Source organism: Streptomyces sp. 71268 (genome assembly GCF_029392895.1).
In the GTDB taxonomy this organism is placed as follows: Bacteria; Actinomycetota; Actinomycetes; order Streptomycetales; family Streptomycetaceae; genus Streptomyces.
This window is the reverse complement of sequence record NZ_CP114200.1, coordinates 7,768,690-7,792,362: the sequence shown is the minus strand read 5'-3', so window position 1 is coordinate 7,792,362 and position 23,673 is coordinate 7,768,690. Positions and strand designations below refer to the sequence as shown.

At 68.5% G+C, this 23,673-nt stretch carries 26 protein-coding genes and 1 pseudogene; 16 read left to right on the top strand and 11 right to left on the bottom strand.

All coding sequences use genetic code 11. The features are described 5' to 3' along the window. Positions 1–81 precede the first annotated feature (81 nt). The 10 genes and pseudogenes from OYE22_RS33515 to OYE22_RS30985 all read left to right on the top strand — a co-directional run. Positions 82–225, top strand: a pseudogene (locus tag OYE22_RS33515) (hypothetical protein); the annotation flags it as partial. A 40-nt stretch (positions 226–265) separates the two neighbouring features. After that, the gene (locus OYE22_RS31025) at positions 266–1,240 is read left to right on the top strand and encodes a DNA cytosine methyltransferase (RefSeq protein ID WP_277324407.1); all 975 of its coding nucleotides are present in this window, start codon (positions 266–268) and stop codon (positions 1,238–1,240) included. Positions 1,241–1,333: 93 nt separating this feature from the next. Then, positions 1,334–1,948 carry a DUF4913 domain-containing protein gene (locus OYE22_RS31020; RefSeq protein ID WP_277323504.1) on the top strand — a complete coding sequence of 205 codons (615 nt, stop codon included), beginning with the start codon at positions 1,334–1,336 and terminating at the stop codon, positions 1,946–1,948. Then, complete coding sequence (locus OYE22_RS31015) at positions 1,945–2,712, top strand: glycosyl hydrolase (protein WP_277323503.1); 768 nt, start codon at positions 1,945–1,947, stop codon at positions 2,710–2,712. Before OYE22_RS31020 ends, OYE22_RS31015 begins: the two co-directional genes overlap by 4 nt. Next, positions 2,709–3,182, top strand: coding sequence for a hypothetical protein (locus OYE22_RS31010; RefSeq protein ID WP_277323502.1), 474 nt, complete (start codon positions 2,709–2,711; stop codon positions 3,180–3,182). Before OYE22_RS31015 ends, OYE22_RS31010 begins: the two co-directional genes overlap by 4 nt. Before the next feature lie 47 nt (positions 3,183–3,229). Further along, the gene (locus tag OYE22_RS31005) at positions 3,230–4,039 is read left to right on the top strand and encodes a large ATP-binding protein (protein ID WP_277323501.1); all 810 of its coding nucleotides are present in this window, start codon (positions 3,230–3,232) and stop codon (positions 4,037–4,039) included. Continuing rightward, the gene (locus OYE22_RS31000; RefSeq protein ID WP_348652258.1) at positions 3,984–4,901 is read left to right on the top strand and encodes a winged helix-turn-helix transcriptional regulator; all 918 of its coding nucleotides are present in this window, start codon (positions 3,984–3,986) and stop codon (positions 4,899–4,901) included. The genes OYE22_RS31005 and OYE22_RS31000 overlap by 56 nt, the downstream gene beginning before the upstream one ends. A gap of 121 nt (positions 4,902–5,022) precedes the next feature. Then, positions 5,023–5,565, top strand: coding sequence for a DUF317 domain-containing protein (locus OYE22_RS30995; RefSeq protein ID WP_277323499.1), 543 nt, complete (start codon positions 5,023–5,025; stop codon positions 5,563–5,565). Positions 5,566–6,284: 719 nt separating this feature from the next. Further along, a complete protein-coding gene (locus OYE22_RS30990) occupies positions 6,285–9,110 on the top strand; it encodes a hypothetical protein (RefSeq protein ID WP_277323498.1) in 2,826 nt (941 codons plus the stop codon). Positions 9,111–9,688: 578 nt separating this feature from the next. Continuing rightward, positions 9,689–10,177, top strand: coding sequence for a hypothetical protein (locus OYE22_RS30985; protein ID WP_277323497.1), 489 nt, complete (start codon positions 9,689–9,691; stop codon positions 10,175–10,177). A 4-nt stretch (positions 10,178–10,181) separates the two neighbouring features. Here OYE22_RS30985 and OYE22_RS30980 read toward each other — a convergent pair whose 3' ends face one another. Then, positions 10,182–10,448, bottom strand: a complete 267-nt coding sequence (locus tag OYE22_RS30980; protein ID WP_277323496.1) for a hypothetical protein — start codon at positions 10,446–10,448, stop codon at positions 10,182–10,184. A gap of 313 nt (positions 10,449–10,761) precedes the next feature. On the opposite strand from OYE22_RS30980, the gene OYE22_RS30975 reads away from it, so the two are divergent. From OYE22_RS30975 to OYE22_RS30965, 3 genes are all read left to right on the top strand, one after another. Then, positions 10,762–10,932, top strand: coding sequence for a hypothetical protein (locus tag OYE22_RS30975; RefSeq protein ID WP_277323495.1), 171 nt, complete (start codon positions 10,762–10,764; stop codon positions 10,930–10,932). A 165-nt stretch (positions 10,933–11,097) separates the two neighbouring features. Next, positions 11,098–11,310 carry a hypothetical protein gene (locus OYE22_RS30970; protein WP_277323494.1) on the top strand — a complete coding sequence of 71 codons (213 nt, stop codon included), beginning with the start codon at positions 11,098–11,100 and terminating at the stop codon, positions 11,308–11,310. Positions 11,311–12,082: 772 nt separating this feature from the next. Beyond that, the gene (locus tag OYE22_RS30965; protein WP_277323493.1) at positions 12,083–12,313 is read left to right on the top strand and encodes a hypothetical protein; all 231 of its coding nucleotides are present in this window, start codon (positions 12,083–12,085) and stop codon (positions 12,311–12,313) included. 47 nt (positions 12,314–12,360) lie between these two features. On the opposite strand, the gene OYE22_RS30960 is transcribed toward OYE22_RS30965, so the two are convergent. The 10 genes from OYE22_RS30960 to OYE22_RS30920 form a co-directional block, all read right to left on the bottom strand. Next, positions 12,361–13,368, bottom strand: a complete 1,008-nt coding sequence (locus OYE22_RS30960) for a restriction endonuclease (RefSeq protein ID WP_277323492.1) — start codon at positions 13,366–13,368, stop codon at positions 12,361–12,363. 86 nt (positions 13,369–13,454) lie between these two features. Beyond that, positions 13,455–13,856 carry a hypothetical protein gene (locus OYE22_RS30955; protein ID WP_277324406.1) on the bottom strand — a complete coding sequence of 134 codons (402 nt, stop codon included), beginning with the start codon at positions 13,854–13,856 and terminating at the stop codon, positions 13,455–13,457. A 107-nt stretch (positions 13,857–13,963) separates the two neighbouring features. Next, positions 13,964–15,736, bottom strand: coding sequence for a mobilization protein (locus tag OYE22_RS30950; protein ID WP_277323491.1), 1,773 nt, complete (start codon positions 15,734–15,736; stop codon positions 13,964–13,966). Next, positions 15,736–16,203 carry a MobC family plasmid mobilization relaxosome protein gene (locus OYE22_RS30945; protein WP_277323490.1) on the bottom strand — a complete coding sequence of 156 codons (468 nt, stop codon included), beginning with the start codon at positions 16,201–16,203 and terminating at the stop codon, positions 15,736–15,738. Before OYE22_RS30945 ends, OYE22_RS30950 begins: the two co-directional genes overlap by 1 nt. A 194-nt stretch (positions 16,204–16,397) precedes the next feature. Continuing rightward, positions 16,398–16,622: a hypothetical protein gene (locus OYE22_RS33510; RefSeq protein WP_348652257.1), complete on the bottom strand. Its 225-nt coding sequence runs from the start codon at positions 16,620–16,622 to the stop codon at positions 16,398–16,400. 101 nt (positions 16,623–16,723) lie between these two features. After that, positions 16,724–17,734, bottom strand: a complete 1,011-nt coding sequence (locus OYE22_RS30940) for a DUF2637 domain-containing protein (RefSeq protein WP_277323489.1) — start codon at positions 17,732–17,734, stop codon at positions 16,724–16,726. Then, positions 17,731–18,291: a WhiB family transcriptional regulator gene (locus OYE22_RS30935; protein WP_277323488.1), complete on the bottom strand. Its 561-nt coding sequence runs from the start codon at positions 18,289–18,291 to the stop codon at positions 17,731–17,733. The genes OYE22_RS30940 and OYE22_RS30935 overlap by 4 nt, the downstream gene beginning before the upstream one ends. Positions 18,292–18,402: 111 nt before the next feature. Then, complete coding sequence (locus OYE22_RS30930) at positions 18,403–19,107, bottom strand: ATP-binding protein (RefSeq protein WP_277323487.1); 705 nt, start codon at positions 19,105–19,107, stop codon at positions 18,403–18,405. Continuing rightward, positions 19,107–20,114 carry a hypothetical protein gene (locus OYE22_RS30925; protein WP_277323486.1) on the bottom strand — a complete coding sequence of 336 codons (1,008 nt, stop codon included), beginning with the start codon at positions 20,112–20,114 and terminating at the stop codon, positions 19,107–19,109. Before OYE22_RS30925 ends, OYE22_RS30930 begins: the two co-directional genes overlap by 1 nt. A 1-nt stretch (position 20,115) precedes the next feature. Next, the gene (locus OYE22_RS30920; RefSeq protein WP_277323485.1) at positions 20,116–20,442 is read right to left on the bottom strand and encodes a transcriptional regulator; all 327 of its coding nucleotides are present in this window, start codon (positions 20,440–20,442) and stop codon (positions 20,116–20,118) included. Between the two features lie 435 nt (positions 20,443–20,877). On the opposite strand from OYE22_RS30920, the gene OYE22_RS30915 reads away from it, so the two are divergent. The 3 genes from OYE22_RS30915 to OYE22_RS30905 all read left to right on the top strand — a co-directional run bounded on the left by OYE22_RS30915 (position 20,878) and on the right by OYE22_RS30905 (position 23,570). Then, positions 20,878–21,324: a Secondary metabolite protein gene (locus OYE22_RS30915; protein ID WP_277323484.1), complete on the top strand. Its 447-nt coding sequence runs from the start codon at positions 20,878–20,880 to the stop codon at positions 21,322–21,324. A gap of 726 nt (positions 21,325–22,050) precedes the next feature. Continuing rightward, positions 22,051–23,106, top strand: a complete 1,056-nt coding sequence (gene tsaD / locus OYE22_RS30910; RefSeq protein WP_277324405.1) for a tRNA (adenosine(37)-N6)-threonylcarbamoyltransferase complex transferase subunit TsaD — start codon at positions 22,051–22,053, stop codon at positions 23,104–23,106. Continuing rightward, on the top strand, positions 23,103–23,570 hold the full coding sequence (locus OYE22_RS30905) for a GNAT family N-acetyltransferase (protein WP_348652256.1): 468 nt from the start codon (positions 23,103–23,105) through the stop codon (positions 23,568–23,570). The genes tsaD and OYE22_RS30905 overlap by 4 nt, the downstream gene beginning before the upstream one ends. Positions 23,571–23,673: the final 103 nt, after the last annotated feature.

Below are 23,673 nucleotides of genomic sequence, written 5' to 3'. Positions count from 1 at the left end.
GCAGCAGCTCCTGCGGACCGGATCGTTCGGGGGCGGTGACATGCGGACCGCCATCGCGCGCCCTCCGCTGATCGGCTCGCTCTGCTCGGGGTACGGGGGGGGCTGGACCTGGGCGTCCAGTCCGCGCTCGGCGGCACGCTGGCCTGGCACGCGGAAGTCGATCCGAACGCCTCCCGCATCCTGGCCCGCCACTGGCCCGACCTCCCGAACCTCGGCGACATCACGGCTGTCGACTGGACCGCCGTTCCCCGGGTGTGCGTCCTGACTGCGGGTTTCCCCTGTCAAAGACGTCTCGGTCGCCGGCCGCCGGGCCGGACTCAACGCCCAGACCCGCTCCGGGCTGTGGTCGCACGTCGCCCGTGCGGTCGAAGCCCTCCGACCTTGCCTGGTGGTGATCGAGAATGTGCGCGGCCTCCTCACCTCCCCCGCCGGTTCCCCTGGCGACATGGAACTCTGCCCGTGGTGTCTGGGAGACACCCCAGGTCAGCCTCCTCTGCGGGCACTCGGTGCCGTACTCGGATCCCTGGCCGGCCTCCGGTACGACGCGAGGTGGCTCGTGCTTCGCGCCTCCGATATCGGAGCACCGCACCGCCGCGAACGCGTCTTCCTCGCCGCCCGGCCCGCCGAACGCTCCGTGCAAGACGCCGACCAGCAACATCGCGATGAACGCAGGCTCGCAACACCCCTCCCAGGGGACGAGCGAAGGGCACGACCCGAACCTGGCCGACGAGGTGATGCGGCTCCTGCCCACACCGAAGGCGTCGGACGGGACCAAGGGCTCGCCCAACCAGCGGCACGGCAACGGGGACATGACCCTGCCGAGCGCGGCGGCGTCGTTGCTACCCACACCACGCGCCCTCGACACGGGCACCCCAGGACGCCGAACGGGCACAGGACGGCGCCCTCCCCCGACAGCAGTGGCCCTGCCGCCCTGGACGGCATCGGCCCCGGAAACCGGGGAGCCAACCAGCGATGGGGGCCGTACGCAACCGCCATCACCCGGTGGGAGACACTCACCCGCGCCGCGCCTGCGCCCACCGATGCGGCCGGACGGCTTCGTGCCGACTTCGTGGAGTGGATGCAGGGCCTGGAGCCCGGCTGGGTCACCGCGACGCCGGGGCTCGGACGACCAGCTCAACTCACCGCACTGGGCAACGGGGTCGTGCCTCAACAGGCGAGTGAAGCAGTGCGGTTGTTGGCACCGCCCTTCCCGCGCTGCTTCCACCGTACGACGGCGTAGCGCCCTAATACCGGCATTTCCCGGCCGGACCAAATCGCGGTTCCTCCGGATCCTCTTCCTCATGTCGCCGTCTCACAGAGGGAGCAGGCCCCCATGTCCGACACCAGCCCGCCCACCCCCGACCAGGAACCGTTCCGCGTCCCCGACGGGGATCTCGACGACCTCGCCAGCACCCTCGCCAAGACCATGGCCGAGGTCAGGCAGCACGGCGTCATCCTCGACCGCCTCGGCTCCGAACCGCCACCCGCAGCCACCGCCACTGAAGCGGCCGGCCCCGCTCCGATCCCGGAATCGGTTGACGCCGAGGGCGAGGACGAAGGACCTGCTTCGGTGTTCATCGTCGCCCTGGGTGGGGAGGCGTACGCGGCGGAGATCGCCGCGCTCACCGACTGGGTGAACTACCTGTTCCTGCCCGTGTACGGCCGGGAGATCAGCAGCACGCGCCCATGGTGCGCGCAGTGGCACGAGCACCCGGAGGCCGTCGCCCGGCTGCACGCGCTCTGGCTCGCCTGGCAGCAACTCACCGACACCGAAGCTGGCTTGGCCGGCCCCGCGACCTGGCATCGCGATCACCTGGACCACACGCTGGCGCACCTGCGGGCTCCGGACGGACCGTTCGCCGCGTGCACCACCAGCCCGAGCCGGCCCCACCACCGAGTGCTGGCCACCCCCGCGCCCCAGCCGCTCACGGCGGAGGGGGCGGCATGAGCCATGCACTCGACCTTCGCCTCGACGACCTCGTGGTCGCCGACGCGGCCTCCCGGCAGGCGGAGCAGGCGTTTTGGCCGCAGGACCTGACCGTCCTGGCAGAGCACCACAGCGGCCCCGACCGCGCCCACAGTTATGTCGTCGCGTACGACCGGTCGATCACCTGGGGTCTGCCAGGGCAGCCGCAGATCGCCGCGATCAAGGTCGCGCGCGACCTGGCCCAGGCCACCTACACCCTGGAGATGGCGTACCACGCCACGGTGCCGTTCGCGCAGAACTGGCTGATCGAACGCGGGTGCCGCGCCGAGCCGATCTCCGCGCTCGACGGCGATCTGATGCAGCCGGCCGATGACCGCACCGTCCGGGTCGAGCAGCAAATCCGCGACTCGGGCACCCGGTATGAGGTCCTGGGGAGTTGGACCTCGGACTTCGCGCCGTGTGAGACGTGGACGCTGACGCGGGACTCCGACAGCGAACAGGCGCCGATTCGCCTCTTCCTGCAGGAAGGGGACTTCGACACCCACTCCTACACGGTGCACGAAGGCGCCTTCCCTGACGAGGAGAGGGCTCGTCGCTGGTTGGACGAGCGCAGTGGGCCCCTGCCGCAGCCGCCGGAGTACTGCGGTGAGGCCGCCGGCCACCGGGCCCGTGCCGCGCTCCGTCGATCGCCCGGGGTCGCCGCGCTCCCCAAGGCCGGCCCCGATGCCCACCAAGCGCCGTCGCCTGGAACTGCTCAGCGGCCGGGTTCCGGGAGGTCGCTGTGAGTCGGGCCCGCTTCGCCTTCGCCGCGCACCCCGACGCCATCGCCGATCTTCGGGCGCTCCCGGATCGCATACGGGACTTGGCGCTGTTGGAACTACAGAACCTGGTGCACGGGAGTAACGACTGCCTGCCGCTTAAGGGTCGCCTTGCGGGCTTCCACAAGGTCTACGTCGACCCTGCCGTCTCCTACCGGATGGTCATCCAGTTCCGCCCGGCCCCACTGAGTTCTACCCACGACCGTGAGATCTACCTCGTCGCCGCAGGTAGCCGCCAGGATTACGAGGTCTACCGCTCGGCGCAGTTGCGTACCGCACCTGAGCAGGCCGATGCGCGTCCTGCTGCCGCGGCTCGGATGCGGGCCGCCCAGTCCCGCTCGCCTGGCGCGGCCAGCTGGCAGACGGCCGTCCCGGCGCTCTCTGCGGCGTCGGTCCAACCTCCAACTGCCGCGGCACGAAGGGTCACCCAGCGATGAACCCCCACCCCCACCGGCTGGTCGCTCACCCGGCTGGAGACGACTGGGTGAACTCCCACGATCCCACCGAGCGGCCCGGCGCCCATCTCGTCGCCGAGCAGCTCGGCGTCACAGACCCCTACACCCTGAACATCGCCTATCGGCCGGGCGACCCGCTGTACCGCGCCGCCACGCACGTCATCGGGGCCGCCCACGAACTCGACGAGTTGCACAACCGCGTGTCGCACGCGGCCCGTGCCACCCTCGAAGTGCTCGAACCCGTCGCACGCGGCGAGTTCACCGGCGCACCTGACGCGTACGAGCCTGTGCGGTCCGCAGTGCGGCAGGTCGAGCAGCTGGCCTCGCGACAGAACAGGGCCTACGAGCGCCTCACCGAGGTGATCTTCGTGTACCGCCGTCTCCTCCCCGAGGCGAACGCTGCCCAGCCCTCACGCGAGGAGGTTCGCGGTCACGGTCGAAGCGATGTCTGGGCCGTTGCCGGCGAGCGCGGGCTCGATGCCCTGCGTGCGGTGGAGGCAGGTGAACTGCGTTTCCACCGCAGTGCGGTCTACGGCTACGCCTATCTCTCCGACGGGCACGGCCAACGTCCCAACCCGGGCGTGTGGCCCGAAACCGTCCAGCAACTGGTCACCGAAGGGCTGCTGGAACAGGACACGCGCGAGAGTATCTACCGGCCCGGACAGCTCCTGTCGCTCACCGCGCTGGGCCAGGCCGCCCTGCGCGACGCTCGCACGACGCAGCCCCGCGTCTTCGCCGCCCTCAGTCGCAGCAACGCGCCTTCGCACCACGCCGCCACCGGCGATGGCCCTCGCGCACCCGTACCCGAACCACCTAGCAAGCCCTCTCGCTCCCGCTGACCCTTCGCCGAAAGGACGCCCCCCCATGCCCACCCCCACGCAGCCCTCCGACGCATCGCTCAGCTCCCTCGACGCTCAACACGTTGAGGACACGCTGTCTCGCATAGCACCGAAATGGACCACCTGGTCGACGCAGACCCTGGCACACCACGGCCCGCTGCGCACGCGTGAACTCGCCGCACATCTCCCGTTCGTCCACGAGACGGCCCTCAGCCGACGCCTGGGGCAGATGCATGCCGATGGCTTGGTCACCCGAGCAGGCGACAGCCAGCGCTCTCCCTACCAGCTAAGCGCCCTCGGCGCGGCGCTGTCTCCAGTTCACCGGGCTCTCTCGGACTGGTCTCAGCACCATCTGTCGCTGGGCACGGTTGCCGATGCCGAGCGCGTCGAGGACGCTCTGCGCCGACTTCACCTGCGGCATTCGACCGCTGTCATTCAAGTCCTCGGTACTGGAGGTCCCACGCGGTTCGTCCACATCGCCGAGGAGGTCGGCCTGTACCCGAGCCTCGCCCGGCATCGGATCAACCGGCTTCAACTCGACGGCCTGGTCACCCGCGTCGGACCACGCCACGGCGACCCCTACGCCCTGACCGACGCCGGGCAGGCGCTGGGCCCCGTCTACACAGCCGTCGAGCGCTGGAGCAACCTCACCACAGAGAGGCTTTCGACTCCCCCGGCTTCCGCCAGGTCGGCGGCGCAATCTCACTCCCGCGTGCCGCTGGGAGCCGGTGACGTGCGTACGGCAGCGGCCCTGCGGCGGAGCACCGTCGTACCGAGCGCCGTCTTCAGTCACCCACCACAGCCTCAACCGCGAGTGCCGGCGGCTGTCATCCATCAATCCGCCCCCAGCCGGGGCCGGTAGCTCGCGTGCCGCCAAGAGCCCGCCGCGCATCTCTCGCTACCACCGCGCCCGCGTCCGGCCGAGTAGCCGCTCGGCTGGTCACGCGGGCACGTGCTCCTCCCCTCACTCCCGGAGCTGACGCATGCGCCACCCGCGCCCCGACGGCCAGGACCCCTACCAAGAAGTCCTGGTCAGCCCCCGCTACCTGGCCGGCTCTAACGGGAACGGCGAAGCCGGCTTCGCCCCCGTCGCCCACTGGCCACACCACCACCTCGACGACGGGCCCTGCCAGCTCCTGGTGACCTCGCCCGACCAGCGGGTCCGTATCGGCTGGTTCGGTGACGACTTCGAACTGTGGAAGATCACCGCGGCCCAGGACGCCCTCTCCGCTCCCCGCTGGACAGCCACCTTCAACCACGTCACCCCAGCCGAGATCGTCGCCGGCCTCACCACCGCCCTCGCCCACGACTACGCCGAAGCCGACCCCTACGAGGACGACGCTCTCTTCCTGACGAACCCGCCGCACCGATGGTCCGACGCCGTTCGGCCCCTAACAGATGCCGGCTGGACCCGCGACGGCGGTGCCGAGCGGGGTACCGTCGAGATCATCGCCCCGGACGGACAGGCAGGCATCCTCATCGACAACCGCCGCTCCCGCCCGGACGGTGAGGCCGTAGAACTCTGAGCCGGTCCGCCCGGCTGGGGCACCCGCGCGGAGGTCCTCTTCTCCGCCCGCACACCCGACCACCTGATCGCCGCGACCGCCGCCGCCATGGCCGACCCCACCCCGGTCGTACGAGAGCGCCACCAGCTCCACCGCAGGATGCAGCACCTGGTCACCCTCACCCCGATCAACCCGACTGCCGAACCGCTCCCCCCAGTGCCCCGAGCGCCACGCGCTCCCACGCCCCTGGACGTGCGTCGCACCGCTGTCACCCAGGCCCTCCACCGCGCCGCCCACCTCCCGCGGACAGCCGCAGACCTGCGCGTCACGGCTGCCCGCAGCCGCACGGCGACCACGACACGCGGCCGGTCGAGCGGCCCGGAGCCCGCGCTCACGGCCAAACCGCTGGCGAACCCGTCAGTCCCACGCCGCAGCCGCTGACCTTCCGGCCTCGGGGCTCCAAGGCAATACCTCTAACCGCCTTCGAATCCCTCATGCTGCCCCCGGGCTGTCACGTGCGGCCCAAGTCGTCAGAGTCGATCGACTGGTACCGCCACCTGAACCTATGGCGCAGCCGGCCTGATGCATCTCACGTACTCGGCGAGCACCAGGCCAACGGCGCAGCTTGGCGCGTCCAACAGCGAGCACACCGACCGATACGTTCCAACTATTTTCGCACCTGCCTGGTCACTGAGCGCTAGTATCCGCAGATCCATGGCCTGGGAGAAGGGGTGCACTCGGTGCTACTGGACTTACGCAGCTTGAGCAGAAGCTGGCGGGATCGCTGCCTCGGCTGGTTTCTCGACGCCGCCGAGCCGGATGAAGCCGAGATGTACAAGAGGCGTGCGCTGGCGGCGCTGGAAGACACAAAGGTGCAGCCGCTTCTTGGCAAGCGTCCGTCGGCAACCGTAGACACGGCCCTCAGAGAGTTAGAGAGACCGCAGTTCCGGCAGTTCCTGATCAGCCAGTGCCCTCCAGCCGTACGTAGAAGGTTTACGGACGCAGAAGCTGCTCTTGCGGAGGTTGCGGAGAAGCGCCGAAGAGTTGCTGCGGAGAGCGAGTGGGAGTGGCGGATCACCTGCTCACTGCTTGTGGTCGCGAGCCTCGCGCTCTGGGCTACGGCAGGCGCACTGTGCCTGTTGCTCGCATACCTCGCTACATCTGTCATGGTCTTCGTCCTGTTCTGGCGTGGCACAGCCGTGTGGTTCAACCTCCGACAGAACCTGTTGGCTGCCGCGCTCGGAGTTGTCTGGCTGGGCCAGCGAGGACGATTGAGTCTCCGCGCTATTCAGTGGTCCGAAGCCATATTGCGTGACGGCATCGAACCGGTCATTAATGCCCTGGTCCGCCATCTCCTGGGAGATGACCCGGACTCCGTGTTCATCCCCGCAAGGCACCGCGGGCTCAGAGCACCGCGTGCCCCGGGATTCGTCGTCGAGAACCACGCTCTCCAGCAACTCCAGCGCAAACTCTCCCACTTGGAAGACGGAACAATCGCCATCTGCGGGCCACGAGGCGTAGGCAAGAGCACGCTCCTTGAGCAGTCCGTCAACAGTGCCGATTTCGGGGTTCTCGTTCAAGCACCAGCCACCTACAACCCACATGACTTCCTCTTAGCGCTATCGGTGCAACTGTGTCAAGAATACATCGGTCACGAAGGCTACGAGGCCCCCCAACTCACCCGACTGTCCATGGCACACCAGTTGCTCCGTCGCCTTCTCATGTGGCTCAGACGCTGGGGGCGGTGGGCCGCATACGCCCTGCCAGCCGCGGCGCTGATAGCCCTGGGCGTGTACGCCAAAGCCCGCGGCCTCCAACATCAGTACATAGGAACTGTCAGAGACTCCGCAGACTCCTATGAGCAGACACTTCTCGGAAATCTTCAGCGAATCTGGGACGGCCGCACTGCAGGAACAGCAGTCGTTGCAATCATCATCGGAGTTGCCTGGTGGGAGTCACGAAGTAAACCGTGGCTGGCCCGCGCCGCCGCCAAGGCCGCGAGAGGCACTGTGTGTCTCCTGGGCATGAGCCTCGTCGGCTGGTCCCTATACACGCTGTTCCGTGATCCACAACTTTCCCCACGCATCGAGGCCGTCCTGAACCTTCCTCTCCTCCAGCAGACTTTAGTGGTGATCCTGCTATTCCTGTGGGCAGACTTAAGGGGGCGGAGCACAACGGCGATCGTTACCGCGGGGACAGGACGTAAAGCCATTCATCCGAAGCAGGCATACGCCACCGCAGCTTCGGCCACAGGTCTCGGCCTATTGCTGTTCCTCATTTCCACGCCCGCGACCTACGAGGTCCTCGACTTAGAGGACAACCCGCTGCGCATGGCAGGCATCATCGCCGGCACCTTGCTGATCAAACTGAGCCGTTGGAAACCGCGCCCCAGCGAGCCACCTTTGGTCACTCAGTGCCGCAACCACCTCTACCGACTGCAGACGCTCCAGATGACGACCAACACCATCACTCCAGCCGCAGTTCAGATGGTCGCTTTAGGCGGCTCCCACGCCAGTTCGGTGTCCACCCTCCCGCCCAACTTCCCTGAATTGGTCAGCGACTTCCGCCGCCTCCTGCGCCTGATCGCACGTGAGGAAGCCCTCGCCGGGCACACCGTCGTGATCGCCATCGATGAAGTCGACCGACTGGGGTCTGACATTCAGGCCCGTGCCTTCCTCAGCGAAATCAAGGCGATCCTCGGCGTTCCCCACGTCTACTACCTGATCTCCGTTTCCGAGGACGTCGGCGCTGCCTTCGTCCGTCGCGGCCTTCCCCATCGCGACGTCACCGATAGCTCCTTGGACGATATCGTTCACGTCCAACCCAGCACTCTGGACGAATCCCGAAAGGTCCTCACCGAACGCGCCCCCTCACTGAAAGATCCCTACCGCATCCTTGCTCACTCTCTGTCGGGTGGCATCCTTCGCGACCTGCTGCGCTACGCCCTCCAAATCGAAGAGATACAGGACAAGATCAGAGCATGGGAACTTACCGAGATCTCTGAACGACTCATCGTGGAAGAGCTCGCAGAAACCCTCGCCGGTTTCCGAACTCTACTCAGCAAGCATCGGTGGAACGTCGATACTAGCCACATACTCACCGAATTCCGCTCTCTGTGCGGCCTACTACGTTCCCCCTGCACTTGCGAGCAGCCCTCCAAACGTCGCGCCTTAGAGGAGTTTTCCTTTCAAACGTTTGCCGACCAGCATACATCCAGCGCGCTCGCTGATATCAACGACGATGTCCGCGAACTGCTCGACGAAGCAGCAGCCTATGCCTACTTCTCGCTAACCCTTCTTGACGTCTTCTCCACCAGATCCCTTGAACGCCGAATCCAGACCGCCGCACGGCAAGGAGGGAACGGAGATCTCGAACGGCTCGCAGAAGCCCGTCAGGAACTGAGTATCTCTCCCTACAGCGCCCGCCCCCTCATCAACAACATTCGAATAGCCTGGAATCTACCTCAAGCCCCGGCCCCCGCTCTCAGCCATCTCAGGGTTTTCGGGGAGCGCCGCCCTTGTCCTCTTCACACTGAAATCAACAGTTCGTCGAGGGGACGCAGGTAAGCGACCCAGAGGGTTTCGCATCGCAGCCCACGAAGTGCCCCGCGATTCGTAGCCACCCCCTGTTCCGGGCTTACCAACGTTCGAAAGAGCAGCCACCCGCAGGCGCGCAGCGCTCCGCATGCTTGGGCCGGACGCCCATCAACTCGCCCTACGCCCGCGCGGCCGGGCGTCAGCCGAACCCGGGCCGCACCTTTGGTTAGTCACACAAAGCCCACCATCGCAGCAGTCGTCACCAGTGCCGGCAGGCACCGCGCGAGCCAACTCCTTCAATGTCAACGCCATGCGCCGCCCATCCGTGACCCGCTCCTCCGCCACCACGCCCTCCTCCCGCTCTCCGTCGCCCTGCATACCGACAGCCCATTGACCGGCCCTCGGACAGCCGCCGACCTGCGGATCATGGCCGCTCGCAGCCGCACAGGGGTCTCGGCGCAGAACCGACCGAACAATCCCGCGCCCGCTTCGGGGGTCAGGTCGCCGGCCGCCCCGACGCCCTCACGTCGTAGCCGCTGACCTTCGGCCCCGGTTCCCCTGCGACAGCCCCGCCCCCGAGGCACCATTCCGAAGACTGGGAGTCCTGCATGCCCGATGCCACCGCACTCGATCAGGCCACGACCATGATCGAGAAAGCCTGGGGCCGCCCGATTGAGGTTCTGGAATCCATCGCGGTCCGCAGTCCCTGCGACGCCCCGCTCCTACGTTCGGCCATGCACATCCGCGCGTCCTTGGTCGTCACCGACAACACCGTGATCGTGCACCAAGATCGCCTGCACGCGCTCACTCGGCCCGACCGGGTGCCTGCCTTCTACGACCTGGAACGGATCACCGGATCGGCGGCCAACCTTCGCGTCGCTCAAGCCGAGAGCCGGACTTCCCTCCAGGCCATCGGCCACGTGATCGAAGCACGTGAGCATGCCGCGACCGCGGTCCAGGCCCCGGCGGCCCGACTCACCCAGGCCGCTATCGCCCGTTCGGGCCACGCTCCACGCCCGCTGAGCCAGGCGCCCGATCAGCCCGCTCCTTCGGCGGCTTCGAGCCCGTCGACGAGCGCCCTGGGGCCGCACCGCTGATCAGTCAGCCGAGGCCCTCGTCGCGGTGGGCCTCCCCGATGCGGGAGCCCACCGCGCGGGCCAGGTCCTCCAACGTCAACTCGACGCAACGGCCTTCCGCGACCCGGCCCTCCATCATGGCGTCCTCGTCCCGCCGTCCATCGGGCTGCACACCGACAGCCCACTGGCCGTCAGCGACCATCGCGATGTCGCCCACCGTCCGCGGCCGCCCGGCGGCACGGACCTTGCGCTCCAGCCCGGCCCCGTCCCAGTGTCTGCACGGCTCCGTCACCGACTCCCCCTTCGGTCCCGTGCGGCCCGTTGCCGCAACCCGGCTACGACAACCGCGCCCACCGATCCATTCCCGGCGTCACGGCCCCCACCGACGCCCGCCAGTTCGCCCACGGCAGACGCCACTCCTCCGGATAAGGACTACGCACTCCGCCAGGCCCCATGCCAACGTACGGGTACGGGAAACCCCAGCTCAACGAAGGGACCTCCACCCGTGAGCACCTCCGCCACCTACCTGCCCGCCGCCACTCACCCAGTCACTGCCGGCTTCGTCAACGACCTCGTCGCTCCCCCTGACCGGCAGGGAGAAGACCTTGCGCATGCTCTTGGCCACCCGCCCCGGATACCGCCGTAAGTGCGCCTACGCCCGGCGCTGCACCTGCTTCTACCTGCCCGGCCAGTACGGCCGGCGCGCGAAGACCCTCCGTCGCCGTACCGCCCGCCGTATGGAACAGCGCCAGTGGCAGCACGCCCTCCTCAAATGACCACGCATCCCCGGCCAGCACTGACCTCGGCCAACACACCGCTGCGCAGGGCCCCCTCCGGCACCGGGCCGGTCTCGACCACCAGCCGCGTGCAGGGGCTGGACAGCTCGACGTACCACCGCCAACGCCCAACTCGGCGTTCTCCCCCGCTCCTGGAAGGTTCACGTGTCCGCATCTCAGACCGTCGGCCACCTACTCCGCCAACTCAACGGCCTCGACCCCGAACTCCCCATCCGTCTCGCCATCAACCCCGACTTCCCCTTCACCCACTACCTCGGCACCAAGGTCGTGGTCCAGGACGGTACGGCGTTCATCGCCGACGACGGGCAGGAGGACTATCTCCCAGCAACAGTTAAGAACGCTCTCGGCTGGCACTGAACCAACCCGACGACCTCGGAGAGATTCCCATCCCGCCACACGCCCATCCGACACGTCCCCTTCCGCTGCACAGCCTCGCCGTACGGCCCATGCCGCACGACGTACGGGGCGTGCTGGTCCAGCGCGTCTCCGCCCTGCCCAACGGACCGCTCGACGTCACCTGGCTCGCCATAGCAGCTCCGAGAACCCCCCTCGGCCGCATTCGCCTTCACTGGGAGCCCGCCTCCCCCGCAGGCTGGGACGTCACCGCCCACTTGGGCCTGGCCACCATCGAGGCACATCTCGCCTCGTGGCCCACTGCCCCGGACGACTGGCCGCGCCTGGTCCGCCCCACTCTCCACGAAGTGCTCGGCCTCTGCTCCGCTCTCGCGGTCGCGACCGCTGCCCTCGACCTCTCGAACCGCCTCGCCAGGTCTAACTGAACACAGAAGGCCGCCCCACGCTGATCAGACAGGGGCGGCCTTGCCGCATACCCCGCCGCGCGTTGCGTACGCTCGTCACCAACGGCCGCCGACCAGCCACTCTGGACGTACGCCGAAGTTGCCGCCCACCTGGGCACCAGCGTTGGGGCTGCCCGTAACCGCAAGAGCCGGGGCAGCCCGCCCGCACCTGACGACACCACCGTGCCGGACCGGTCACGCTGGCGACTCGCCACGTTCCAGAGCTGGATTCCGGTCGGTCGGGGGCTCCGTGGCGACCTACGCCACCCCTCCTCAGAGGGGACCACGCCATCCGGCTGACCGGCGCTCGCGCCCGCCCGTAGGCTGCGGCCATGACGTTCGATTCGCCGATGCCCTCCCCACCGTTCCCTCCGCCCGACAACGCCGTCCTCCGGGTGGTCGTCGGCAACGCCATCGCATCAGTCCACAACGGCGAAGCCTCGGTGGAAGAGGCGATCCTCCACGCCGCCGTCCACGGCTGGTACGAGGGCCACATCCAGGGCGAGGACGAGTGCCCAGGCTGCGACTTCCGGGGAAAGCTCCCCAAGCACAGCAGAAGCTGACCGGCGCACAATGGCGCGCCGCTCCACCTTCGCGCCAGCGCACATGGTCAGGCCGCAGCGTCGACAGCGGCAGAGGGGCGATCGACGCCCACGACTTCGTAGAACGAATCTCCCCAAGTGGCCCATTTACGCAACTGTTCGGCGTCCACGAGGTGGATCGCGTGATCGCTGGCGAAATCACAGGCCGGTTTGGAGAAGGTCCCATTAGTGACCATCACAGCGACGTCAGCCTTGTGCACAGGCCGAGCCGTGCCATTGAACCGTTGGACAAGCTCGCTCCCTATGGCTCGTCCGGGCAGGGTGCTGGTCTTCTTACATTGCGCCACGACTCGACGGCCGTCCGGCATCAGAAATATGCCATCTGCACCCAAATCCCCGGCCCCACCCGTCTGCTGGCGTATCTCCATTCCGTCCCGGCACGCCAGCCACGCGACGAAAATCTCGAAATCCTTGGAGTCGAATCGCAGAATGTCTTCCGGCGTATAGCTGTTGTCGCTCTGGGAAAAGGTCAGCCGCCTGTCATCAAGGTCTGCCAGACGGTCAATCTCCGCCGTCAAGTCGGCAACAAGAGCACTGCGCTGCTCTTGGAGCGGCTCGATTTGCTTCCAACACTCGACGATCCTGTTCAGCGGGGAATTATTACTACCCGGCACGTATCGAGGTGCCAGATCTTCCTCGGGCAAACGACGCAACTCGTCAAGGGCCTCAGCCGAAACTCGCAGGACCCCTTCGAGGTGAGCGGCTGCCTCACCAAAAGCGACGCTGGCGCTATCGAACGCCGCGTCGAGTTCGACTCGCGTGAACTCCCACGACAATCCCTGGAACTCAGGATCAGCCTTGAACTCCCGGAGCACTTCGATATCGCCGCGTAGACCGTCTCTCAGACTCTCCAAATCGGAGTGGGCTCGTCTGCCTATCGCCCCTTCCTGCACCCACAAGTAGGCGGCGAGAAGGTCAGCTTGGTCAGCCTTTCCCAAAGCGTCGCCCATCAGCCTGCGTACCTCACGGTCACGGTAGCGGGGAGGGACAACACGGGCGTTACGGTCTATGATCACCGCAGGATATTAACCACGGTCTCCGACACACCGGACGGCCAGGGCAGGGCCGGTCTGTTCGCTCACGACCAGCCAGACACCGCTCATCATCCCAGGTAGGTGCCGGTGAAGGTTCCGTCGAAGCCGAGCGCGGTGAGCCCCTGCTCGACACTGGGGTAGATCGTTCCGTCCGGAATGACAACCAGAGCGTCGAAGTCGGCGCGGTTGATCTCGGGTTCGAGCCACTGGTTGCTGCAGCGGCAGCAGATCCAGACGTCTCGGCCGTGGTTGATGAGCAGCCAGTCGCGCCGGGCACGGCAGGCGGTGCACATCACCGGGATGCCTCGGAGGGTCAGTTCGCGCGGGTGGCTCAGGCAGCGTGTCGCGCTTGGTCCGTTGGACGGTTGCCTCTCGTGTTCGGGCTGCGGCGGAGGATCGGTGCCGGCGGGGAGGACGGGCACGGGGGACGGACCTGTGGGGCGGTCGGTTGTTCTGAGCACGAGCGTCATCTCCGGGTTGAAATCCATCTGTTTCCATCCGTAACAGCCGACGGAACTGGCTGTCCAGGAGTTTCTCGAAGGTCGGCGGCCAGGTGAGTCGCCCCGCTGGCCCCCCGTCAGCGGCGAGGTGGGTGGTTGCGCGGGGCAGAGACGGCGGGGCGAGCTGCTGCTGTGGGCGCCGTACGGTTGTTGGTGCGATGGGTCGTGGCTTTCGGCTGGTTGGCGCCGGCCTGGAGCTGGCGCGTCGCTTCACCGGGGTGAGCGGGAAGCTGGGCGAGTCGGCGCAGTCGCCAGACAAGCACGTCGTTCACGTCGTCGGCAGTGTCGAGTTCGCGCATGTCGATGGCCTGCTGGAGGAGGGACTTGGGGTCGTGGCCTGCTTGCTCGACCTGGGCAAGCGTGGCGGTCAGGGCGTCGACCTTCCTGGACGAGCTGCCTCCTCGCATCGCCGTTTCGGGCAGTGCTGCGCGGATGGTGACCTGGTGGGTGCGGCGTTCGGCTGCGGGCAGGGCACGGCCTTGGTCACGCAGTGCCTGCATGGGCGTGGCGGCGGCCTGGCGGTAGGCGGCACGCAGATGCTCGGCAGCCTGTCGGGAGGCATGGGCCTGCTGGGCATGTCCACGAGCGGAGTGCCAGCGGGCGGCGGCGAGGGTGACCAGGACCAGGGTGGAGAGGAGCATGGCGGTGGCCCCGCCGTCCTCGCCGCGGCCGAGGGCGCTGCCGGCCCGGATGATGCCGCGAGCCGCCGAGCGGACCGCCCGGGTGTCGGCTCGCTGCGCTCGGATGTGGCTGCGGGTGGCGCGCTCGAAGGATCGGGCGGCGGCGGCCAGCTCGGCGCGGGTGGCGGCTGGGGAAGTCTGTGCTACCGCGTCCAGGAGTTCGCCGATCCCCACCAGTTGAGCTGCGGCTTCGTCATCGTCGCTGTCGAGCAGGGTGGCGGCGCGCTCGGCGATGCCGGTGGCGCTGCGTCGTTCCCGGGCGGGTGGAGACCAGTCCGTTCGACCGCTGATCGTCACCGGGTGCGTCGTCCCGTCAGCGGTTCCGCCGGCCAGGCGTCGGCGGATCTTGGGGAGCGAGAGGTCAGGGGCCAGCTTGGATCCGGAGTACCAGATCGGTGAGCCTTCGCGGTTGCGGTCGCCAGGAAGTGCGACGTTGTAGCCGATGGCGTCGCCGGAGGGGGCATTTCGGACCTTCACACGGAGGCCCGCCTCGCGGAGCCGGGTGAAGAACTCCCCCTCGGTATCCGCCCCGGCTAGTGCTTGGCGCACGGCTTCGCGGAGGCTTTCGCGAGGGGCTTCCGGACGCCCGGTTCGCTCGGCCTTGAAGCGCTCAGCGCTGGTGGGTGATTTGGCTCCGCTGCCGTCGCCGGGCCTGAGCTGGCGCAGGCCCATCTCCTTCTCGATGCGTCGGCACTCGGCCTGGGCCTTCTTGAAGTCGTAGTTCATCCGCGGGCGGCGCAGGTCGCCCCGGACCATGGTGGCCAGGATGTGGATGTGGTCGTCGGCGTGCCGTACGGCGACCCAGCGGCAGCCGTCCGGATCGCCTTCGGGAGCGAGGTTGACGGTCTGGACCAGGCGGCGGGCGACGGTGTTCCATTCGTCGTCGGTCAGATGGCGGTCGCCGGGGTCGGTGCGGACCGAGCAGTGCCAGACGTGCTGGGCGGGTGCCGTGGTGCCGGCCTGTTTGACCCGCAGGTCCAGCGCTGCGGACAGGCGGGCGAGGGTGGCCTTGGGGTCGGGGTCGGGGCTGGTGTCTCGTCCCGGGTCGGGGGCGAAGCCGTCCCAGCTTCCGACGAGGTGCGCGTCGGTGTGTTCGTCGCGTTTGCCGGGGCCGTACAGGTAGACGAGCAAGCCGTGGGTTCGTGAGCCTCGCCGGATCTTGGGGACCATCAGAGCCGTTTCTTCACCAGGGTGTCGGCCGCGTCGTCGATGCGGGCCAGGAGCCGGGTCAGAGTGGTGAGGGCGTGTTCGAGTTCGCGGGGCTGGGGCTGCCCTCCGGCGTTGTGCACGTAGGCGATCTGGTTGATGTTGTTGCCGATCCGGGAGAGGGCGGTGCGCAGGGCGGCCAGCTCGTCGATGGCGGTGTCGAGTTGTTCGTTGGTGTGCAAGGTAGTGGAACCGCGGGCGGCGGCGAGGCCGGCGGCTGCGAGGAATCGCGCGACGGTGACGCTGCGCTGCGTGGCGGCGGCAACGATCTCGGCTTTCTCGTCGTCGGAGAGGCGGGTGGTCGTCTTACGGGCGCGCTCGGTCGGGTTGCGGTCGCGGCGGCGCGGCTTGCGGTCGGGGAAGGGGGACGCGCTCGGCGTCGGCTGCTCGGGGGCGCTGTGGCATTCTGCTTCTCCCCCCGCGCCCGGCACCCCCTGGTGCCGAGCATCCGGTTGGTCCCCGAGCGCCCTCGCTCGGGAACCAACCGGACTGCCTCCGCCCTCTTGGGCGGGGGCAGGTGCGTACGACGGGCCGTAGGACCGTCGTAGGCGACAACTTGCTCCGCCAGGAGCCGTCGTGGGCTCACGCTGCTCTGCGGCCGTGGTGTACGCCGGGTCGGGGGAGGTCACTGGCGCATCTCCGGTTCTTCCTGTCGGAGTTCCCGGAGGAGTTCTGCGATCCAGTCCAGCGCGAGGACCGGGTGGTGCAGGGTCCAGCGGGGACCGTGTGGGGTTCGTTGCACGGTCCAAGTGGTCTCGGGGCCCGGTTGGGCGTGATGCAGGTGACCTCGTTGGTGCAGGACGGTCAACCAGGCATCGACCTCGGCGGACGTGGCCGGGCAGGTGCGCATGGGGTGGTCTCCGCTTCGCTTCGGCAGTGGGTGGGGTACGTGTGCCGGGAGCGGGTGACCGGCCGGGGCAGCGGCTCGGTCACCCGCGTCGTACTGTCCGGTCAGTCCCGGATGGTGGTGACCGGCTGTCCGTGCTGCTCGCGGAGCTGGGCCATCAGGACGGTCAACCGGTCGCTGGACAGCGGGATCTGCCGACCTCGGATCGCCTGGGCGACCACCTTGCGGGTCAGTTTGTCCTGGGCTCTGACCGCCGCCCGGGCGATCTCCAGCAGTTCCTCGGTGTTCGGGTCAGACCGCCGGGCGCCGCCAGTCGGGGCGCCCTGACCGCTGACCGGCGATCGACTGTCCTGGTGACCGGTGACCTCCCCCGTGCGCACTGCGGGGCCAGTAGACGGTGAGGGAACCGGCTGTCTCGGCATGTCAACAACCTTGTGCGGCTGCCTGGGGCGGACGGCGGACGGCGGCTCGCTGCCCACCGAGGCACTGTCCCCGGTCAGTGACCGCAGACCAGTCGGCTGTCGGCACAGGGTTGGGCTGGGCCGGTCGGTCAGGCCGGTGACCGGCTGACCGTCGCAGTCCTGACCGACCTTAGGTGGCTGCTGACCACTCGCGCCCGTCTGGGTGACCTGTCCGAGGACACTGACTTGTCCGTGGCCCTGGCGTTCACCGCCCTTGACCGCTCCCCGGGCGATGAGGATGTAGAGGTGAACCGCGCCGGCCAGGGCGAGCGGAGCGATGGTGGACAGCACCGCGACCACCGTGTCCCCGAGCCGGAGCCCGGCGCCTGTGACCGTCTCGTCGTTGAGTCGCACCGCGTGGAGCGCGTTGGCCCAGATGCTGGCGGCCGTGGCCGTACCGAACAGCACCCAGAGGTAGAGCCGCGCGCGCAGGGGTGCGTCGCGGAGGACCAGGAGCGCGCGGACGCCGTAGGCGATGAACCCGTCGATCACCAGCGGGAAGAGGTAGGTCAGGAATCCGCGGACGTGGATGGCGACGGCCATTTGCTGCAGGGCGTCGTAGGACAACGCGCAGCCCGCCCCGCCCAGGGCGACGACGATCGCGCGGTCCCAACCGGTGATGTGCGCCGCCTTCGGCGCACTGGTCGTATTCACGCCGCCGTTCCGAGACCGTCGCGGCCCAGCCGTTCGCTGTCCGCCCCCGCCAGCGGGGTGGACTTCGTGTCCAGGTTCAGGTTGCGCAGGGCTCGTCGGGTTTCGCGGTACAGCTTCTGGGCGTGCTCTTCGGTGACCTTCAAGAGCGTGGCCAGGCGCTGCTCGGTTACTCCGTGGCGGTAGGCGGCGTGGACGACCGCGCGGCGCTCGGCCTTGGTGAGGTGGACGTCGCGTCCGGCGATGGTGGCGTTGACGCGGCTGTAGTCGAGGCGGTGGGCGAGCTTCTCGTGCAGGGGGCGTCGTTCCTCTTCGGTCATGCCGCCCCGGATGCCGTCGGTGTCGCCGCCTTCCAGTGCGGCGTCGAGGCAGGTTCGGCGGACGGGGCACTGGCGGCACAGCGATTTCGCGGTGGTGATCTTGTCGGTCTCCTCGGGCTTGGGGAAGAAGGTTTCGGGGTCTACCGGGTTGTACTCGGTGTTCTGGCAGACAGCCTGGTCCTGCCAGGTGTGGTCGCCGAGCGACCGGTGGCGGGCGGGGCGGTTCGTCCTGATAGTCATGCGAGGTGCTCCGATCGCTCTCCGCGCGCAGGGGCGCCGGCGGAGAGGTGCGCTGGGTCGGCGGGGTGCACGGGGGCGCGACGGACACGTGGCCCGGCAGCGTGCGGCAGGTCAGGTCGCGGCGCGGTGGCGTCTACGGTCGACCGGGGCGAACTCGACCCGCGTGGTCATCTGTGCGAGGCGGCTGGTGACACGGTCGCCGAGGTAGACCCGCAGGTCCCTGATCGCCAGGTTGGTGGTGATCAAGGTGGGGAGCATGTGGTTGTACCGGCGGTTGATCAACCGGTACGTCACTTCCTCGACCCACTCGCTCGCCTTCGCCGCACCGAGGTCGTCGATGATCAGCAGCGGGCAGCGGCTGACGGCCGCCAACTCCTGCTCGCTGTCGGTGCCGGGCCGGGGCCGCAAGGCGGCGTACAGGTCAGCGGCGGTGGTCGCGCGCCAGCGCACGCCGACCCCGCGCTGCCCCAGCCACCGGACCGCGCCGTACGCCTGGTACGTCTTGCCCGCGCCGACCACCCCGGCCATCAGGAGGCTCGGTCCGGTCGCGACCTGTCGCCGGGCCCCCGGGCTGGGGGCGACAGCTGCCTCGGCGACCTCGCGAGCCCACGCCAGAACCTGGGGGTGATCGGCGACGGCACCTTGGTAGCGCGGCGGCATGCCGGCTGACAGGGCGTCCAGCGGAGAGCGAGGCTCGGGTGTGTCGTCTGGTGTCTCGGTGGAGGTGGGGCTGATGCAGCGGGCGGCCAGGATGCGTGCCATCCGGTCCAGGGTGCCCTCGCCGAGGGGCTGTGGTTCGCGGTTACGGGTGCGCATCACAGCTCCTCGGCGTAGGCGGCGCTGGCGTTGACGGGGTTGGTCCACGCCCGGTGAGCGGGCAAGTTAGGCCCCGTCGCCGGCCGAGCCAAACCGCCGGAGGCGTTCATGGCCTCGTTGACCATGCTGGTCAGCACGCTCGGATGCTTCGGGCTGGCTGCGAAGTGCCGCAGGCCAGCCCGGACGTGCTCGGGGTCGATGCCCTCGCCCAGCAGCTTCTTGACGATGCGTCCGAGGTGTCCGATCACGTCGCTCGGCGGGCGCCGGACGCAGGCCGCGACGTACTCGCCGACGAGCTGGTTGACCGAGGCGGTGGCTACGGGCGCCGTGCGCCCCGTAGGGAAGAAAGATCCAGGATCCAAGATCCTAGATCCAGATGCCGAGTCCTCACCGAGGCTTCGGTGAGAGTTCGACGGGGACTCGGCAAGCAGCCCCTCACCTGCGCTTTTCGCGTCAGCGCGAGCGAGGGGATCGATCGTTCCGTCGAACGTTTCCTGCCGGGTGGCAGGGGCCCCGCTCACGTGACCGGGAGGTGTTGCGCCGGGCAGGGCGAGGGTTCGGCGAACGTTCGGCGAAGCATCGGCGAGCTCTCCCGGAGGGGTGGGTGTTCCCTCGGCCCGCTTGGTGCAGGTCCCCTTGCAGGGGCCGCACCGGTCCGCAGCGTGGTGCTGCGTGCAGGAGGGCATGCGGGACTGGCTCGGTCGGTCGATCTTCTGGTGCTCGAACCAGGTCACGATGTGCAGGTAACGGCGGCCGTCGCAGCCGGTGTACCGGCAGACCAGGCCGGCATTCGCAAGCTGGTCCAGGTCGTCTTCGACGTGGACCGAGGTGTGCTCGGCGCGCAGCGGCCAGAGCACTCCGGCGATGATCGCGGCGTTGTCGCGGTGACGGCCGTGGTCGTCGGCCTGGGTGAGCAGTCCGAAGAAGGTCCGCTCCGCCTCGACGCTCACCTCGGCGAGCGACTCCGAGACGTACGCTTCAGGCTTGATGGTGCGTATCCGGGCCATGTCAGCGACCCCGACCAGCGTTGGTCGACTCGCCGTGGGTGAGGGTCGCGTCGACAAGGTGGAAGATGTGCGGCCGTGTCCAGTCCGCCTCCGGCCAGGTCCGAAGAACCCAGCGGGCCGCGACCGTGGTGGTCGTTCGGCCGAGCGCCATCGTCTTCCCGGCCTCGTCCTTGACGGTGGCGTACGGATGGGGCCACCGCCGCTGCGGGTCGGTGAGGTCGACTCGGACGGTAGCGGCGCCCGGAATCATGTCGGCGAGTTGTGCGGCGAGGCGGCGATGGCGGTCAATGTCCGGGCATGCCTGTGTTCCGCTCGACGTGGCGAGCATGCGATACTCCGTTGTTCGTAGGAGCGCGGCGCGGCGGTTCTCGTGCAAGAAGCCCCGTCGCCCGCGAGATGTGAATCGGCGCCTTTCGAGATGCCGGCCCGGCGCTTGGGAGTTGGTAGCTCCCGGGCGCCGGTCTCCTTCGTCCCCTGCGGGCGTCATGGCCCGCGTGCGTGCATCACCCCTCCCCTCGTTCCGAGCTCCCCAGCCGGTGCTTCGCCCCAGCGGGGACCAGGACCATATGGCGACCCACGGCACAAGTCCAGCTTCGCCGCACCACTCCCGAGCAGGCATGGAACACTGCACTGGACGGCACTAACCGCTAACGTACAGTGCAGTGGCACGCCGAAGTCAACTGCAATGTCGGCAAACGAGGCTGACCGCGCCGGAGATCACCACTGAAGTGGATAGGATGGTGGCCCTGATGGAGGGCTGGAGATGACCGAGAAGAACGAGCGCACCTTCGCGGAACTGCTCGACTACCTATTCCGAAACGTGCACCCGAAGGGGCGCGGCCCCTACACGTACGCGGAGGTATCGCAGGGCATCCGCGACACTTCCGGCGTCACCATCTCCGCGAGCGCCATCCAGCAGCTTCGCACCGGCACCAACACGAACCCGAAGATGCAGACCATCCGGGCCCTGGCCGGATTCTTCGGCGTGAGTGCGGGCTACTTCTTCGACGAGGCCGAGGCCGAGCGGCAGCGCGCGGAGATCCAGGTGATCACCGCCATGCGCGACCAGGACGTGCGCCGGGTCGCCCTGCGCGCCAACGGACTCAGCGCATCAAGCCTGCACATGCTGAGCACCGTGATCGAACAGGCCCGCCGGCTGGAGGGCATGCCGACGAGGTCTGAGGACTCCGAACTGCTCGACGACGAGTAAGCCCCCTCCGCGTACCGCGCACAACCCCTGCAGATGCGCCTCGCTCTGACCGTGCGGGGAGGCCGAGGTGGCTGCTCAGGGCCATGTTGCGGGACCTACCGACCAACGGGGATGCGGGCCGCCTGGTGCTGCTGCAGGCTGAGCTCCCGAAACAGACCAACAGGCCATGCGGCTCTCCGTCCGTGACCAAACCGACCGCACCCCTCACATCGCCACTGCCGCCACAGGCCCCGCACCAGCGCGAAGGTTGCTGCACCTGGATTCCCGTCGCTCGGCAGGAAGGCTTCGCCCGTGATCCGTGCGGGTACTGGAGCGGGTCGCGCGGGACCGGTCGACCGCCCACCGTCGCCGCCAGCGGCCGGCCTCGCCTACCTCTCACCTGCTGGTCAGCCAGAAGAGCGCGATCGATCCTGGCCGCCTGGCCGCCAATCGACACCCCGAGCGGAGACCTTCTCCGCAGGTTGACGCCAAGCGGCCTGAAACCTCAACGAAGCAGCCGAAACCGCCCACCACTCAAACTGATGCCAGCCCGAGCGAACCACCAAGCGGCCCCTGTGACGGCACTTGTATCAGCGCGGGCCGCCGGTTGCGGCGTGGCATTGGCCGCCGGGCGGCAGAGGCATAGAGCCCAGTGATCGGCGAAACCGGAGCCACCAGGCGAGTACCTTATTGCACATAGGTTGCAGTAACGACTGATGTGCGAGAGGGGCCAGTGTGGGGACTCCGGTGGTGCTGGGGGTCGAGTCGTCGTGCGACGAGACAGGGGCAGGGATCGTCTCCGGCGGCCGGCTGCTGGCGCATGTCGTGGCGTCGAGCATGGACGAGCACGCCCGCTTCGGCGGCGTGGTCCCGGAGATCGCCGCCCGTGCTCACCTCCAAGCGTTCAACCCCGTCGTGAAGGAGGCTCTCGGACAGGCAGGGCTCGGCATGCACGACATCGATGCCGTAGCGGTGACCACCGGCCCGGGTCTGTCCGGTGCCCTCCAAGTCGGCCTGGCCGGCGCGAAGTCCCTGGCCTACGCCGCGGGAGTACCTCTCTACGGGGTACACCACCTAGCCGGGCACGTGGCGGCAGACACCCTGGAGCACGGGCCGCTGCCCGACCCGTGCATGGTCCTGATCGTCTCTGGCGGTCACACCTCGCTGCTGTTGGTGCGCGACCTGGTGCGTCATCCGATCCTGCACCTGGGCGACACCATCGACGACGCCGCCGGCGAGTGCTTCGACAAGGTCGCCCGAGTCTTCGGCCTCCCCTACCCGGGCGGCCCGGCGATCGACCAAGCCGCCCGGGCAGGCAATCCGTGTGCCGTCGCCTTCCCCCGTCCACTGTTGGGGTCGAAGGAGCACCCGTACGGGTTCTCCTTCTCCGGCCTGAAGACGGCAGCCGCTCGCTGGGCCGAGCAGCACCGCCAGCGAGGCGAGAAACTCCCCCTGGCCGATGGCGCTGCCTCCCTCCAGGAGGCCGTCGCGGATGTCCTGACGCGCAAGGCGCTGACTGCCTGTCGCCAGTACGATGTGCGCACCTTGGTCGTGGTGGGCGGTGTCGCGGGGAATTCCCGAGTGAGGGCCCTGGCCGAGGAGCGGTGCGCCGCCGCGGACGTGGAGCTACGGGTACCACCGCTGACGCTGTGCACCGACAACGGGGCGATGATCGCAGCCGTCGGCGACCTACTGGTGCGGGCTGGAGCCGACCCAGCACAGTTGGATGTGTCAATCGACCCGTCGGCACCGCTGGAGTACGCCGCCCTGCACCCCGCTGCCAAGTCGGTGAGGGTTGCGTGAGCGGCTTGCTACTGCGCCGCCTGTCCGGTGTCGAGCTCCTCGCCCGGCGGACGGACGTGCGTCGCGTCTACGCGGAGGCGTTCAACGGGCCACCTTGGTCTCAAGGTGCCTTCGCTGCGGATCGGTTCATAGCCAGGCTGGTTGACGACACCGCCCGGCCCGGTTTCACGGCGGCCGGCGCGTTCCAGGACGCCGCCTTGGTCGGGCTGGTCACCGCCTGGACCACGCCCGCACCATTCCCCTCTGACCGCTGTTACCCCCAGGCTCAGGCCGCCCTCGGACCGGACCGCACGGAGCAGTGGCTGTGCGGGGGCCGGGAAGTGGACGAACTCGCTCTCGCCACGACAGCACGCGGGCAGGGAGTGGGCGCGGCTCTCCTGGACGCAGTCACCTCGGACGCGCCCGATGGCCGGTGCTGGCTGCTGACCACCGTGCGAGCCCTAGACGCGGCCCGCTTCTACTAACACCTGGGCTGGATTCCTGCCACCCATCTCGCCCCCGAGGGAGAAGGCATCGTGGTCTTCCTCGGCCCCAGGCATCCGGCGCGCACCGCCGTCGCCCGCCCGC